Source organism: Holophagaceae bacterium, from assembly GCA_016720465.1.
Lineage (GTDB): Bacteria > Acidobacteriota > Holophagae > Holophagales > Holophagaceae > JANXPB01.
The window spans coordinates 262241-276812 of record JADKKO010000001.1 but is presented as its reverse complement, the minus strand read 5'-3'; the positions used below and the strand labels follow the sequence as shown (position 1 = coordinate 276812).

Annotated in this window: 9 protein-coding genes and 1 pseudogene; 3 read left to right on the top strand and 7 right to left on the bottom strand. The window is 61.0% G+C overall.

The annotated features are described in order from the left end of the window. The first annotated feature begins 55 nt into the window (after positions 1 to 55). A complete protein-coding gene (locus tag IPQ13_01165; GenBank protein MBL0209516.1) occupies positions 56 to 2812 on the top strand; it encodes a hypothetical protein in 2757 nt (918 codons plus the stop codon). 70 nt (positions 2813 to 2882) lie between these two features. Then, positions 2883 to 4004, top strand: coding sequence for a metallophosphoesterase (locus IPQ13_01160; protein ID MBL0209515.1), 1122 nt, complete (start codon positions 2883 to 2885; stop codon positions 4002 to 4004). Between the two features lie 36 nt (positions 4005 to 4040). Here the strand turns inward: IPQ13_01160 and IPQ13_01155 are convergent, their stop codons facing one another. The 4 genes and pseudogenes from IPQ13_01155 to tdh (IPQ13_01140) form a co-directional block, all read right to left on the bottom strand. Continuing rightward, positions 4041 to 5264 (bottom strand): threonine/serine exporter family protein, encoded by a 1224-nt coding sequence (locus tag IPQ13_01155; GenBank protein ID MBL0209514.1) that lies wholly within the window; start codon positions 5262 to 5264, stop codon positions 4041 to 4043. Between the two features lie 45 nt (positions 5265 to 5309). Beyond that, positions 5310 to 6227 carry a serine/threonine dehydratase gene (locus tag IPQ13_01150; GenBank protein ID MBL0209513.1) on the bottom strand — a complete coding sequence of 306 codons (918 nt, stop codon included), beginning with the start codon at positions 6225 to 6227 and terminating at the stop codon, positions 5310 to 5312. Then, a pseudogene (gene tdh / locus IPQ13_01145) lies at positions 6227 to 6373 on the bottom strand (L-threonine 3-dehydrogenase). The gene IPQ13_01150 and the pseudogene tdh (IPQ13_01145) overlap by 1 nt, the downstream one beginning before the upstream one ends. A 187-nt stretch (positions 6374 to 6560) precedes the next feature. Continuing rightward, entirely contained in the window at positions 6561 to 7595 is a 1035-nt protein-coding gene (tdh, locus tag IPQ13_01140) for an L-threonine 3-dehydrogenase (GenBank protein MBL0209512.1), read from the bottom strand. 226 nt (positions 7596 to 7821) lie between these two features. Between tdh (IPQ13_01140) and IPQ13_01135 the strand changes: the two genes are divergently transcribed. Then, positions 7822 to 12006: a DUF3857 domain-containing protein gene (locus tag IPQ13_01135; protein MBL0209511.1), complete on the top strand. Its 4185-nt coding sequence runs from the start codon at positions 7822 to 7824 to the stop codon at positions 12004 to 12006. 9 nt (positions 12007 to 12015) lie between these two features. Here IPQ13_01135 and IPQ13_01130 read toward each other — a convergent pair whose 3' ends face one another. The 3 genes from IPQ13_01130 to udk form a co-directional block, all read right to left on the bottom strand. Next, complete coding sequence (locus tag IPQ13_01130) at positions 12016 to 13203, bottom strand: glycine C-acetyltransferase (GenBank protein ID MBL0209510.1); 1188 nt, start codon at positions 13201 to 13203, stop codon at positions 12016 to 12018. A gap of 32 nt (positions 13204 to 13235) precedes the next feature. Then, positions 13236 to 13742 carry an NUDIX hydrolase gene (locus IPQ13_01125; protein MBL0209509.1) on the bottom strand — a complete coding sequence of 169 codons (507 nt, stop codon included), beginning with the start codon at positions 13740 to 13742 and terminating at the stop codon, positions 13236 to 13238. A gap of 100 nt (positions 13743 to 13842) precedes the next feature. Then, positions 13843 to 14514 carry a uridine kinase gene (gene udk / locus IPQ13_01120; GenBank protein ID MBL0209508.1) on the bottom strand — a complete coding sequence of 224 codons (672 nt, stop codon included), beginning with the start codon at positions 14512 to 14514 and terminating at the stop codon, positions 13843 to 13845. Positions 14515 to 14572: the final 58 nt, after the last annotated feature.

Sequence of the window (14572 nt, the reverse complement as noted above, 5' to 3'; positions counted from 1 at the left end):
GGCCCTGCCTTGACCCCCGCCGGTGGCGGGTGTATGCAGGAGCAGGAATTCCCAGATGCCGACCCTTCGCATGCCCCATGGCGATCGTCTCCGCTGGCTTGCGCTCTGCTTCCTGCCCATCCTCGCTGGGTCGCTAAATGCCCAGGGCGCTGGCCTCGGCGCCCAATCCGTCTTCAACAACGGCAATGTCCAGGCGGTGGAGAATCATCCGACGCGCGCGACGCTCTTCCGGCTCGACCGCCCGACCCGGATCACCAAGATCACGACCTATCACTGGAACGCCGGTAAGGGCGAGCCGGCCGGAACGGTCGGGCTCCGCAGCTCCACAGGTGAACGCTACGGCCCCTGGCAGGTTCGCGTGGAAAACCGGGCCTACTGGGTGGCCAATCCCAATGCGGTCCTGCCGGCCGGGACCTACACCATCGAGGATTCCAGCCCCGGCACCTGGGCTCAAAATGCCGCCTCCGGCGGGTCTGGGATGGCGTGGATTGAAGGCTCCGCCACCGAGGCCGGAATCGATACCGGCCAAGGCGTTTCAGGCCAACTGACGCCGGGCAGGGGATTCCAGAAACTCGCCCTTGGGGACCAGGTGTTGATCGCCATCCCCCCTGGGGCCGTCCGCGGCCCCGCCACGCTCACGATCCGTCCAGTGGCGGACGCCCCGGCTGCCGGGTGGGATTCGCTGACCCGCGGGGAAACCTATGACATCAGCCTCGGCCGTGGGCAGTCCCGGCCCGACCGGCCCCTGGCCATGGCGTTTGCCTATGATGCTTCCCGGCTGCCCGCCGGCGCTGATCCCCGCGCCTCAGTGGCCGCGGCCTATTATGACGAAGCCTCCAGGGCCTGGGTGACCGTCCCGGGCGCGGTGGACATGGAAAGGAAGCGCATTCTCATCCGCTCCGGACACTTGAGCCGGTGGACCATCCTCTACAAGAAGCTGGGATGGGAAACCTACACCTCCCGGCATTTCAACCTCGTCCACAAGCCTGCCGAGCCCATCGTCTACCTGGCCTTGAAAAAAGACGCCGTCGTCCGGGCGGACGGGTTCGTCAAAAACTTGGGGGAGTGGCTGGATCAGGCTTACGAGGCCTACGAGAAAGCGGGCTTCGACCTTCCCGGATTCGAGCTGGTTCCAGTGAACGCCGTTCGTGAGGCCCGCGTCGTCCCAAAATTCACGCTTCCGGGATTCGAAGGGTTTCCTTCGGCCCTGGAAAGCCTGTCGGTGGTGCGGCAGAAAACGCCGATCTGGGCCTTCGTAGGTTCAGCGACTTCCTACTTCGGCAGCACGGTGGTGGAATCCCAGTGGGATGTCTATTCGGGCAACATCCTGTTCGCGGCCAATTTCAAGAACCCGGAGGCGGCCCGGCATGACGCCAGCCATGAATTCTTCCACGCCGTCCAGAACCAGTATTTCAATGTCGCATCCATGGGCGTCCGGCGTTGGTGGATGGAAGCCACGGCCGACTACGCCGCAGCGCGCCTCGCAATGAAGATCACCGGCAAACCGCCCCTCATGGGCGCCGACATCAAGCCCCGCTACCTGGAAAAGTGCATCACCTTCCACATTGCCGGCGACACCGGGAACAATCCCCATTCGTTCCACGACTACTCCACCTCCCATTTCGTGGACTACCTGGTTTCCCGCGGAGCGGACTTCAAAGCGATGTGGTCCGCCGTCGCCAATCCTTCGCTGGGGGACCTCGCCCAGGTGGTGGACCCGCTCGACAAGTACCTGCAAGAGACCTTCGGGAAGGGGCGAGGCCTGTCCAGCTTCTACAAGGATTTCGCGCGTTTCTACCTGTTCGATCCAAGCAGCCCGCTGCCCCTTCCCAGCGGTCAGACCCTTCGGGAAAAGGCCGGCGCCCGGACGGATACGCTGGCGCCAAAGGCATCCCTGGCCTACCCGTTCGATCTGGAAACAGCCTTCACCGCCAAGCTGTGGAGCATCAAGCCCGGATGGGACGCCGCAAGACCCACCCGCACCGTCAAAGTCACGGCCCTCAGCCGCGATGCAGGGGTGGCGCTATACCTGTACCGATTACCGCACGGCCAGCGTCAATCTGGAGGGGGCGGCGGCGAGGGAGAACTAGGAAAAGAACCGCGCACCCTCACGCTCGGACAGGACGACCAGCTCTTCATCCTGGCGGTCCGGACGGCGGACGGCGGCAAGGCCGGAGCCGAAGTCAAGGTCGAGGACCTGGCCGGCCCCGTCGAAAAGAAACCCCAGCCCTCCACGGATGCCAGGCTGCGCATGGACCTCCAGCTGGTGCTCTATGTCTCCTACACGGAGGGCCACAAGGACGACCGCCAGACCTGGCCCCGTTCAGGATTCCAGCCCTTCGAGAACATGGGGGCGTGGCGATGCTTCATCATCGGCGAGGGTGGTTCCTTCACGGGGATCCGCATGGACGGCGACACGGAAAGCCGGGTTGAAGGGCACCGCACCGCGGACCGCATTGTCGATCTCAAATGGAAGAACCACAAGATCGGCAAGACCAACGGCGTCAAATACTGCGAGGAATGGTGGGAGATCGAGCTGGAAGACATCCCCGTCAATCCTTCAGACCCCAAAGAATTCATCCAGGAAGCCTTCGACTTTGAAACGGGCAAGTACATCACCGGCTTCGAGAAGCACGTCCCCAAGCTGGAACACAAGATCACCTTCTACCCTTCCGGTAAAACCATCCGGCTATCAGAGGTTTTCTGGCAGAAGAGCATGGTCAAGAAGACCAAGGATCTCGATGGGTTCGGGCTGCTCGGCGAACGTCCCTTCATCCGCATTTATATCTCCAATCCTGAGGCATCCAGGTAGCCCCGGCGAAGGGCAGGAAACCCAGGATTCCGGAGGCGCCAGGCATAATGGACCTTTCCCGAGGCCCTGGATGATCCCTGCTTTGCCCCTCCGCCCAGCGCTGCGGATCCTGTCGACCCTCGTCTGGATCCTCGGACCGGGACTGTCGGCCGGACCGATGCCCTTGGCCCAGCCTGGCGCGCAGTCCGAGACGCTCCAGGCCGACGATGGCCCCCATGTGATCTGGAAGGGCTCCCGCGCCCGGATCTACCGGATCCGCGGTGGACGGTTGGAGACGGAAGACGCCACCGGACGCTTCGCCTTGGCCTTGCCGGGGGTGGCGCCCCGTCCGCTCGCCCTGGGGCCCGCGGAGCTGCTGCCAGCCCAGGCCGTCTTTCCTGCCCCCAAGAAGATCCTGGCGGTAAGCGACGTCCACGGCCATTTCGAGACGCTGTTGAACCTGCTCAAGGCCCAGAAGGTGGTCGACGATCACTTGCGCTGGACCTTCGGCCAGGGCCATCTGGTGGTCGTGGGCGACCTCATGGACCGGGGCAACAGCGTCACGGAGTGCCTGTGGTTTTTCCGAGCGCTCGAGGAGAGCGCCCGGAAACAGGGCGGATGGGTCCATGTCCTTCCGGGCAACCACGAGGTGATGGTGGCCGCGGGCGATCTCAGGTATCTGAATTCAAAATATGCCGGGACCATCCAGGGCCTGCCCTCCCAACCAGAACTCCTGGGTCCGGACTCGGAACTTGGGCGCTGGCTGCGCAGCCGCCCCATCCTCCTCAAACTCGGAAACATCCTGTTCGTTCATGGCGGAATCTCGCCGGAGCTGGTGGCCCGGGGCTGGAGCTTGAAGCAGATCAACGCCCGCCTCCAGGCGGCCTGGGGAGTGCCATCGCACACCGCCGAAGGGGATGCTGCGATGCTGCTTGGCCCCATGGGGCCCATCTGGTACCGCGGCCTGCTGCCACCCGGTGGCCCGCCTTCCTCCAGCGACGAGGAGGTCACGCAGGCCCTGGCCCATTTCCAGGCCACAGCCATGGTCGTGGGGCACACGACCCTCGATCACGTGACGGCCTTCCATGGGGGAAAGGTGTTCGGCATCGACGCGGGAATCCTCAGAGGCCGGGCCGGTGAAGCCTGGTTCTGGGAAGGCGGACGTGCCTGGCGGGTGAATGCGGCTGGTAAGAGGGAACTGCTCACGCCCTGAACTCGCATCCAGGTTCCCTGAACCGTCCCATCCGGCTCACAGCCCCTTCCGCGGCCTCACGAGCGCGTTGGCCAGGCTCAGGCCCATCACCAGGGCCACCGCCAGGAAGACCATTCGAAAAGCTGTCTGGAGCCCCACTTCGGTTTCACCCATCGTCAGGAAGGCCAGCCCACGGAAACCGATGGAACCCGGAACCAGCAGCAGCAGGCCCGGGAGTTCCATGATCTGGTTGGGCAGGCGCGTCCGGCGGCCGAAGAGGTTGGCAGCGATGCCCAGGGCCATGGCGCCCAGGCCGGCGCCCAGTTCGGGTCCCAACCAAGCCGAGCCGAAGCGCGAGGAGATGAAGGCGACGAGGCTCGCGAGCAGGATCCATCCCACATCGCGCTTCCGGGCCTGGAACAGGACCAGATAGGCGAAGGGAACCGCCAGGAGCGCCACCCATTCGGTCCAGGCCGCCAGAGGAATCGAGGGCGATTCCCGGAAGGACATGGCGAATTGCATGGCCACCTGGCGCCCCAGGGCCACGCCGAAGGCCAGCATCATCAGGATCATGACCGCATCCACGAGCCGCGCGGACCCGGCCACGAGATTCCCGGTGGCCACCTCGCGCAACGCAACGGTGAGTTTCAACCCCGGGAGCAGGATGACGATGCCCGCCAAGGTGATGGTGAAGGCCGCGGTATTCGGGATGAAGTGGGCCGCCACGACGCCGCCGAAGCCCGCCAGGGCCGCTGCCAGCAGCACCAGCACCTGGGCCAGGTGGTGGTGTTTCGAAGTCCAGGAGCCGAGCAGGAAGATGAACACGCCGAGCATGGCCGCCAGCAGCATCTCTCGCCAGCCGCCGCCGAAGAAACGCGCCGCCATGCCGCTGGACAGCCCGAAACTAGCTCCCACCATGGTTTTGCCGAAACGCGGCGCCTGGGCCACCACCTCCCTGACGCGAGCGGCGGCCTCCTCGATGGGCAGGTTGCCTTGGATGACTTCCTTCACCAAGGCCTGGATGCTCACCAGTTTTTCCAGGTTGGTTTCTCCGGGCTCGGCCCGCACCATGAAGACTTCACGCCCGGCCGCGCTCCGCAGCTCGGCGAAGAAGGCAGTGGGGTGGGCCAGAAAATCCCCTTCGAGGCCGAGCGAGGCCACGAGCCGCTGCATAGCCTCCTCGAAGCGGTGGGCCGGAGTTCCAAAGCTGTGCAGCGCCTTCCCGATCTCCAGGCAAAAGGCGATGTGGGAATCCTGGGAAGGCGGTCGGGATTCATCCATGGTTACCATCTTCCCTTCGAAGCGGCCGCAATAGCTCGTTCAATCTCAATCTGGAAGCATGTCCGCGTTGCCCCCGCACACCACCACGCCGATGGGGCCCGGCTCATCCGGGACCCAGGCGCCGCTCATGAGGGCCGCCAGAGCCGCGGCGCCGCCGGGTTCCGCCACGATCCTGGCCTCCCTCCAGAGCCAGGACTGGGCCGCCTGGATGGCCTCTTCCTTCACGAGCGCGGTGGGGCCGACGCGATCCTTCAGAATGGCCCAGGGCAAGGCCCCGATGCTCGGGGCGCCGAGGGAAGTCCGCGCGATGCCTTCGGCTTTCGTGGTCACCGGATGACCCGCCCGCTGGGCTTCAAACAACCCAGGGCAGCCTTCGGGTTCCACGGGAATGACCTCCGCTTCGCCCGCCAAAGCGAGGGCCACCGCCGCCGGGAAGCCGCCGCCCCCCACCGCCAGGAGCCAGCGACGGATCCGGGGCCTCTGTTCCAGCAATTCCAATCCGAGGGTGCCCTGCCCCGCCAGCGTGGGTTCCTGGTCATAGGGGTGCACCAGGGGCCAGCCGGTTTCCCGCACCAGATCCTCCGCCGCCCGGAAGGCCTCGGCGGGCACATCGCCCACCTGGCGCACTTCGGCGCCCGTGAGCCTCATGGCTTCGACTTTGGTAGTCGCCGCGCTCTTGGGCACGAAGATCATGGCCTGCTTATTCAACACCTTCGCAGCGTGGGCCACGGCCAACCCATGATTGCCCCCCGAGCACGCGATGACGTTGCCACCGGAGATTTGCAGCAGCGAATTGAAAGCGCCGCGGGGTTTGAAGGAGCCCGTGACCTGCAGGTGCTCCAGCTTCAACGACACCGGCATCGTCCCGGTCGGCGTCGGCAGCATCACGTCCAGGATCGGGGTGAAGCGGATGAAGGGAGCGATTCGCGAGCGGGCGGCCTCGATGTCGGATCTCGTCAGCACTACTGCACGCCCCAATCCAACACCACCTTGCCGCTCTGCCCACTGCGCATGGCGTCGAAGCCTTTCTGGAAATCATCGATGCCGAAGCGGTGCGTGATGATGGGTGAGAGGTCGAGCCCGCTTTGCAGCATGGCCACCATCTTGTACCCGCCCGACCGCCGGGTGACGGAAGGCGCGCCAGTGGCGCGTCTGGAGTCGGCCCCCGGCGAGGAGGGCGTCACGATGGCATGGGTCGGGATCAATGTGTACGCGGCTTCAGTGGCGCGTCTGGAGTCGGCCCCCGGCGAGGATGGCGCCACGATGGCGTGGGTCGGAATCATGGTGTACGCCTCCTCACTTAACCCCCCAATCCAACACCACCTTTCCGCTCTGCCCGCTGCGCATGGCGTCGAAGCCTTTCTGGAAATCATCGATGCCGAAGCGGTGCGTGATGATGGGTGAGAGGTCGAGCCCGCTTTGCAGCATGGCGACCATCTTGTACCAGGTCTCGAACATCTCTCTTCCATACACTCCCTTCAATATCAGTCCCTTGAACACCACCTTCCCCCAATCAATGGCCTGCTCCCCCGGCATGATGCCAAGCATCGCGATCTTGCCACCGTGGTTCATGACATCCAGCATCTGGCGGAAGGCCGCCGCGTTGCCGCTCATCTCCATGCCCACATCGAAACCTTCGGTCATTCCCAGGTCCTGCATGACCTGCTTCAAGTCCTGATTCGTGACATTGACCGTGGCTGTGGCGCCCATTTTCTTCGCCAGGGCAAGCCGGTACTCATTCACATCCGTGATGACCACATGCCGCGCCCCCACGTGCTTCGCAATGGCAACGGCCATGACGCCGATGGGTCCTGCCCCTGTGATGAGGACGTCTTCGCCCACCAGGTCGAAGCTCAGCGCGGTGTGCGTGGCGTTGCCGTAGGGATCGAATATCGAGGCCGTCTCATCGGAGATGTTGTCAGGGATGTGGTAGACGTTTTCCGCATCGATTACCAGGAATTCCGCAAAGGAACCGGGCCGGTTCACGCCAACGCCCTTGGTGTTGCGGCACAGATGGCGCTTGCCCGCGCGGCAGTTGCGGCAGAACCCGCAGGTCAGGTGCCCTTCGCCGCTGACCCGGTCGCCGGGCTTAAAGGCATCCACCTCGATGCCGATCTTCTCCACCACGCCGAAATATTCGTGGCCCACGATCATGGGCACCGGAATGGTTTTCTGGCTCCATTCGTCCCAGTTGTAGATGTGCACATCCGTGCCGCAGATCGCCGACTTGTGGATGCGGATCATCACGTCGTGCACCCCCACCGCGGGCACCGGCGCCTCCGTGGTGATCCAGATGCCTTCTTCGGATTTGGATTTGATCAGGGCCTTCATGGGAGCCTCCGGAACGACCGATTATTGCCCGAGGAGAATCTTGCCTGCACTTTTCTTTCATGCGTCATGCAGTCACCTGGTGGGACACCCAGGCCCCTCCTCAGATCGTAAATTCCATGAAAGCACAAAGCGCTTGAATGAAATGGATTGATTCAAAGAACATAAGTTATACATGAAGGTGGTCCTTCTATCCATAGAGGAGGCCTCCTCTTTCCGGAGTCAAAGCATGATTGATTTCATCCAGCGCACCGTCTATCCAATCAGCCTCGCTTTGATTGCCGGATCCATTTTTTCAACAACCTCGGGAGCCCAAGCCAAATCGCGTCCAGCATCGGTCCAGTCCATACCGGAATCCTCATGGTTGAATGCACCAGCCTTAAGCGCGGATCCAGCCTCGGTATTGGCTGCTTCAACCATTCACAAGCGGCGTGAAAACAGCAGTATCTTGGAGCTGCTAGAGGACTATCACATCACCTTAGACACAGATGGCCGCATTGAGCAGCGTTATCGTTACGTCTTCCGCGTAGAGACCGAGGCCGGCATCAGTGCCTGGGGATCAGTTTCGGCTGATTGGTCCCCATGGCATGAGGAACGCCCTAAAATCAGAGCGCGTGTAATCTCACCCAATGGGAAGGTTCATTTACTCGATCCCAAAACCATCGGTGATTACTCCGCCAATGAAAACTCTCCCCAGGTCTACGATGACCGCAAACGAGTTTCGGCACCTCTGCCCAAACTGAGCGTGGGTTCCCTGGCTGAAGTTGAAGTAATAACAAAGGAGACTTCCACCTCCACCAAGGCAGGGGGGAAACACACAATAATCCTTTCATCGAGCGTTCCGATCATGGAGACGCGCGTCCAACTTACAGTGCCGGAAAACCTGCCACTGAAATGGAAGCTGAAGGGACTCCCTGGTGTCCAGCCCCTGAATACCTCGATCGGAGATCGAAAGATGATGAGCTTCCGGGTCGGCGTTCGCGAGGCACCTCACCACAATGAGCCTTACCGACCAGCTGACTTGGTGGATCAACCCCTTCTCAGCTTTACAACTGTGCCTTCCTGGGCTGTGGCGTCGAAGTCCTATGAGGCATTGGTTGAATCCAAACTCGAGGGATCAGACCTTTCAGCTTGGGCATTGGAAGCCATCGGTGCTCGTGAAAAACCGTTGGAAAAGATCGCTGCTCTGCTAGCCCGTCTTACCAAAGAGATCCGCTACGTTGGCATTGAATTCGGAGAATGCGCCATCGTCCCGCACACCCCGAACGAAACTCTTCAACGCGGCTTTGGCGACTGTAAGGACAAGGCCACCTTGCTGGTGGCGTTGCTCCGAAGTGTGGGTATCAAGGCCCATGTAGCTCTCCTCAATGTGAGCTATACAGTGGACGTTGATCCAGACCTTCCGGGAATCAGCGGCTTTGATCACGCCATCGTCTATGTGCCCGCCGCATCCGCGAATGACAAACCCGTGTGGATTGATCCTACTCATGAATTCGCCCGTGCAGGAGAACTGCCCGAAGCCGACCAAGGTCGGCGCGTGTTGGTGGCGGCGACAGAAACAGTTGGCTTGATCACCACCCCAGAACAACCGGAAAAGAATGCGATCTGGGAAACTAGAGAAATCTTTTTCGCGGATCATGGCAAAGCACGAATCGTCGAGACCAGCTACGGAAGTGGTTCCGGGGAACTGGAATTGAGGAATATCGCAGGCGCCGATGACCCGAAAAAATTTCGAGAGTCCATAAAGAAATATGTGAAGGACCAATACGTTGCCAAGGACCTGGGGCTATTGGAGCCGGGGATCCGAAGCGACCTCAACCAACCATTCACCTTGAAACTCGAGGCCTTGGAGGCGGGTGTTGCGGTCACCGATTTCCAGAGTGCGGTGACCAATATCAATCGTTGGCCTCTGGTTTCCAACCTTAGCTCCATCATCCGCGCTCAACCAGCATTTGACGATAATGAAGAAAAAGAAACCGACTCGAGCTCCCGGCCTCGGAAATCCGACCTAAAATATCCCAATCTCTCCACACGTGAATGGAAATACAGGCTGGTCGCCCCGTCAGGCTATCGGATCACTGCTAATCCGCCAGACTCCACCTTCAAGATAGGCGCAGCCACACTCATCGAAACCTACAAGGAGGGCGCTTCCGGCGAGTATTTGGCCAATTTCCGCTTGGAATGCTTGAAACGACGATGGACCGCCGAGGAGGTTAATCAAGCCCGGGAATTCTTGAAAACATTCGAGAACAAATCTGTCGTTACCCTGATCTTCGGTCAGGAAGTGGAAACACACCTTGCAGCGGATCGCGTAAAAGAGGCCGTCGCCTCGGCTCGAAAATTTGCCAAACTGGAACCGAATAAATCCGGCCCGCTCATTCACCTGGCTAGAGCCTTCCTCGCCTCTGGGCTTGGCGAGGCGGCCCGAGGCGCCGCCCAGGAAGCAGTTCTACTCGAACCGCGATCCATCTATGCCCATAAGACTCTTGCCTGGGTATTGCAGCACAACCTGATCAGTCAAAGGTTCGCAAAAGGATGGGACCCGGAAGGCGCATTGCGCGAATACCGCAAGGCCATCGAGTTGGATCCTAAGGAATGGACTTGCCGGGCCGAGATGGCAATCCTGCTGGAATACAATCATGCAGGCTTGCGGTACGGCAAGGGCGCTCACTTGGAAGAAGCCTTAAAGGAATACCGAGTGGTCCAGGCTGAGCTGAAGGTGGAAGACATGAATCCGAATATACAGATCCTGCTGGTTCGCACAGGACGTTTCGAGGAGGCACACGCTTTCGCCGAAAAATCCTTTAAGGGTGCCCACAAGAACACTTGGCTCATCCTTTCCACCTTGCTTTACAAGGGCCAAGATCAGGCCATGAGGGAAGCCGCGGAATTGCTGCCAGACTCGAACGCCCGTAAGACCACACTGCTCTCGGTTGGTGAAACATTGGTTCAGTTGCGCTATTACCCCGAGGCCGCTGCAATGTTGAATGAAGGAAGTAAGGGAACCGAAAGCGCCACCCAGACTCAAGCCCGCGTGGAAGTCCTTAATAAGGTGCGTAGGTGGGAGACCGTGAAACTGGATCCATCCGACCCGCGCAGTGTCGTGAAGGAGTACCTGAAAGCGGCCCTCTCGGGGGAGGAGAGCCTTGCGCAGATCGGGCCTTTCTTCACGACCCCCTTTGCGACACTGCTGAACGCCACGGCCGATAAGAACAGCTTTAGGCAGGCCATCCTAACAGCGTTCAATTCCCTGCAATCCAAAGGCGTGTCAAAGGAGATAGCCCTTGATTTCGCCCTCACCGTGGTTCCCTATACCTTGGATGGTGACGACACCAAAGGTTATCGAATCACGATCCAAGGTTCCAACCAGGCTGGCAACAGCGAGGAAATCCTCTATGTGGTGAAGGAAGACAATTCATACCGCATCGCAGTGATGGACTCAGCGAGAGGCAGTTACGGTATTGAGACGTTGCGATTGCTGGGGCTTGGAGACCTTGTTGGTGCTCGAATCTGCTTAAACCGAATCCGTGAACAGATCAAATTAGGAAGTGGTGACGATCCGATCGAAGGCCATCCATTTGCTCGATTCTGGACCCGAGGCAATGAAGGAAGCGCTGAGGAAATTAGGGTCGCCGCCGCAGCGTTGATGGCGTTTGAAAAGGAGGATGGGGGTCAGATCCAGATTTTGGAAGAGTCACAAAGAAAGGCCCAGGACAAGGCTGCTAAGGCACGCTTTGATCTGCCGCTTACCTTCGCCTACGCCGCTCGAGAGGACTGGAAGGTGGCTGAGCTTCACGCTCGTAAGCTCACTGATGCCTACCCGGAATCGGAAAGCGCCAGCAAGCTCTTGATGGGAATGCTAGCCGCCCAACATCGATGGGATGCAGTCATTGAAATTCTTGATCGCCGCTTGACAAAGTTCCCCGAAGACCAGCGTCTGCTGCAATTCAAGGTGAATACCCTGCATTCCATGGGTAAACGAGAAGAGTGGAACCGAATGCTCCAATCCATGATCAACAATGGGACTGCCAGCGCCGAAGAATTCAATAGCCTAGCCTGGGACCAAGTGGCCCGCCAGGAGGTGAATAACGCGACATTGGAGACAATCCGTCACTCCTTGCAGCTCCGAATTCATGCTTCCTCTCAGCACACACTCGCAGCAGTGCTGGCCGAGCTGGACCGAACTACAGAAGCTAGGGACACGCTGTGGTTGGAGATGTCCGCCCAAGGCCTCGAAGAGCCCGGCGGAAATGAGTGGTTCGTTCTGGGCCGCATCGCAGAAAAGCTCAATGAGACAGATGCTGCTATCCAGTGTTATCGCAGGGTAAAAGATAAGAAAAAGGAGGAATCTGATGAAACATCTTGCTTCGCCCTCTCCCAAAAACGCATGGTTGCGCTTGGTGTGAAGCTTTAATTCCGCGGCCTATTGAATCACACCCACGTTCCGTCCCACCTTCTCGAACGCTGCGATGGCGAAATCAAGATCCGCCGTCGAATGCCCGGCGCTCATCTGGGTGCGGATGCGGGCTTCGCCTTTCGGAACGACGGGGAAGAAGAAGCCGATGACGTAAACTCCCTCATCCAGCAGCGCGTTGGCCATGGACTGGGCGAGGGCCGCATCGCCGAGCATGACCGGGATGATGGGATGCTCGCCGGGCAGGAGGCGGAAGCCGAGCTTGCTCATGCCGGAGCGGAAATGCGCAGCATTGGCGCGCAGGCGGCGGCGGAGATCATCGCCATTGTCCAGCAGGTCCAATGCGGCGATGCTTGCCGCGGTGATGGCGGGGGCGAGGGAATTGGAAAAGAGGTAAGGGCGCGCCTTCTGGCGCAGCCACTCGATGATCTCCTTCTTCGAGGAAATGTAGCCGCCGCTGGCCCCGCCCAACGCCTTGCCTAGGGTGCCGCTGAGGATGTCCACACGGCCCATGACGCCGCAGTGCTCGTGGGTGCCGCGGCCTTTTTCGCCCATGAAACCGACCGCGTGGCTGTCATCCACCATCACCATGGCGCCATGCTTTTCCGCGAGGTCGCAGATGGCTGGAAGTTTGGCGATGTAGCCATCCATGGAAAACACGCCGTCGGTGACCACGAGCTTGAAGCGGGCACCGTCCGCTTCCTTCAATTTTGTCTTGAGGTCCGCCATGTCGGAGTTGGCGTAGCGGTAGCGTTGCGCTTTTGAAAGGCGGATGCCGTCGATGATGGAAGCGTGGTTGAGCGCATCGCTGATGAGGGCGTCCTCTTCGCCCAAAAGGGCCTCGAACACACCGCCGTTGGCATCGAAGCAGCTCGAATAGAGCTGTGTGTCCTCCATGCCGAGGAAGGCGCTGAGCTTGGCTTCCAGTTCTTTGTGGACGTCCTGGGTGCCGCAGATGAAGCGCACCGAGGACATCCCGAAACCACGGGAATCCAGCGCCTTCTTGCTGGCTTCGACGAGCGCCGGATGGTTTGAAAGGCCGAGGTAGTTGTTCGCGCAGAGGTTCATCACGGGCCGGCCGTTGGCCATGATGCGGGCGCCTTGGGCGCTGGAGATCACGCGCTCGGTCTTGAAGAGCCCTGCCTCGCGGAGTTTCTCTGCTTCGGCGCGGAGGTGGTTCAGGAAATTTGGGTTCATGGATGCCTCGGAAAAAATGTGCCCTTTAAGATTCATGCCTCCAGGCGGGCCCTCAGTTCCGGCCAGCCATTCCAATACTGCAGCTTCAAAAAGGCCGTGAGCACGAGCGCATGGTGGATTTTGCCGCTCCGCAGGCACTCCTCAAGTTCCTTCCAGGAGAAGGCCCATACCTGGATTTCCTCGGCCGGATCCAGCTTCAGGTCCGCGGTGGCCTGGCATTCCAAGGCTAGGAAAGTGTGGGCGCGGTTGGTCTGGGTGGCCGGGTTGGGCGTGCAGCTTCCCAGCGGAATCCAGCGGTCAGCCGTAAAGCCCGATTCCTCCACCAGCTCGCGCTTGGCCGCCTCCAGCGGATCCTCGCCGGGATCGCAACAGCCGCCGGGAATCTCGAAGGTGGCCTCATCGATGCCGTGCCGGTATTGCTCCACCATCACCAATTCCAGGTCCCCGGTGAAGGCGATGACATTCACCCAGTCAGGGCCCTGCAGGCGGTAGAAGGCGTGCTCTCGGCCCGTGTGGGGCGAAGTGCGGCGGGCCACCATCTGCTTGAAGAGCCGGGAGTCCTGCCGGGTGCTCACATCCCCCTCGATCCACGGCGCGCCCGGATCGAATCCTTCGGAATGCCGGGCCAGGAGCCGCATGTCAGGCTTTCTCCGCCACCGAGTGGATGCGGCCCAGGATGTGGTGCGTGATCATCTCCAGGGCCCGGCGGTTTTCCACGCCCGTGGGGACGATGAGATCCGCCCAGCGTTTGCTGGGTTCCACGAATTCCAGGTGCATGGGCCGCACGCTCTGCTCGTATTGTTCCATCACGCTGTCCAGGGTGCGCCCCCGTTCCTTGGTGTCCCGGCGGATGCGGCGCAGGATGCGGATATCGGCGTCCGTGTCCACGAAGATCTTCACATCTAGCTGTTCCCGCAGCTCCGGCAGGGCGAGGAGCAGCAGGCCTTCCAGGATCACCACCGGCTGGGGTGGCAGCGAGGGGCCGAACCCGGTCCGGTCGCTGATGGCGAAGTCGTAGATGGGTTTCCGGATGGGTTCCTTGCGGCGGAGGGCGGCCATGTGGGTGGCCATCAATTCCAGGTCGAAGGCGTGGGGATGGTCCCAATTGATGGGCTGGTCGCCGAAGCGCGCCTTCACCACATCCAGCGGCGCGTAGTAGGCGTCCATATCCAGCAGCAGCGAGCCGATGCCCGCCCCCTTCCCGGAACTCGCCCAACCCTTGCGGATGCGGCGCACCAGCTCGTTGGCGACGGCGGTCTTCCCGCTTCCGGACCCCCCGACGATTCCCACCAGCCACGGATGATCCTGCATCGCTCCCCCTGACATGTTGCCGGGGAGTTCCGCATGCGCGCTTTGCCCGCCGGGCCCC

Excerpts from the sequence above, each read along its gene's own strand:
- IPQ13_01165 (MBL0209516.1), top strand. The coding sequence starts at position 56 with ATGCCGACCCTTCGCATGCCCCATGGCGATCGTCTCCGCTGGCTTGCG.
- IPQ13_01160 (MBL0209515.1), top strand. The coding sequence starts at position 2,883 with ATGATCCCTGCTTTGCCCCTCCGCCCAGCGCTGCGGATCCTGTCGACC.
- IPQ13_01155 (MBL0209514.1), bottom strand. The coding sequence starts at position 5,264 with ATGGATGAATCCCGACCGCCTTCCCAGGATTCCCACATCGCCTTTTGC.
- tdh (MBL0209512.1), bottom strand. The coding sequence starts at position 7,595 with ATGAAGGCCCTGATCAAATCCAAATCCGAAGAAGGCATCTGGATCACC.
- IPQ13_01135 (MBL0209511.1), top strand. The coding sequence starts at position 7,822 with ATGATTGATTTCATCCAGCGCACCGTCTATCCAATCAGCCTCGCTTTG.
- IPQ13_01130 (MBL0209510.1), bottom strand. The coding sequence starts at position 13,203 with ATGAACCCAAATTTCCTGAACCACCTCCGCGCCGAAGCAGAGAAACTC.
- IPQ13_01125 (MBL0209509.1), bottom strand. The coding sequence starts at position 13,742 with ATGGTGGCCCGCCGCACTTCGCCCCACACGGGCCGAGAGCACGCCTTC.
- udk (MBL0209508.1), bottom strand. The coding sequence starts at position 14,514 with ATGCAGGATCATCCGTGGCTGGTGGGAATCGTCGGGGGGTCCGGAAGC.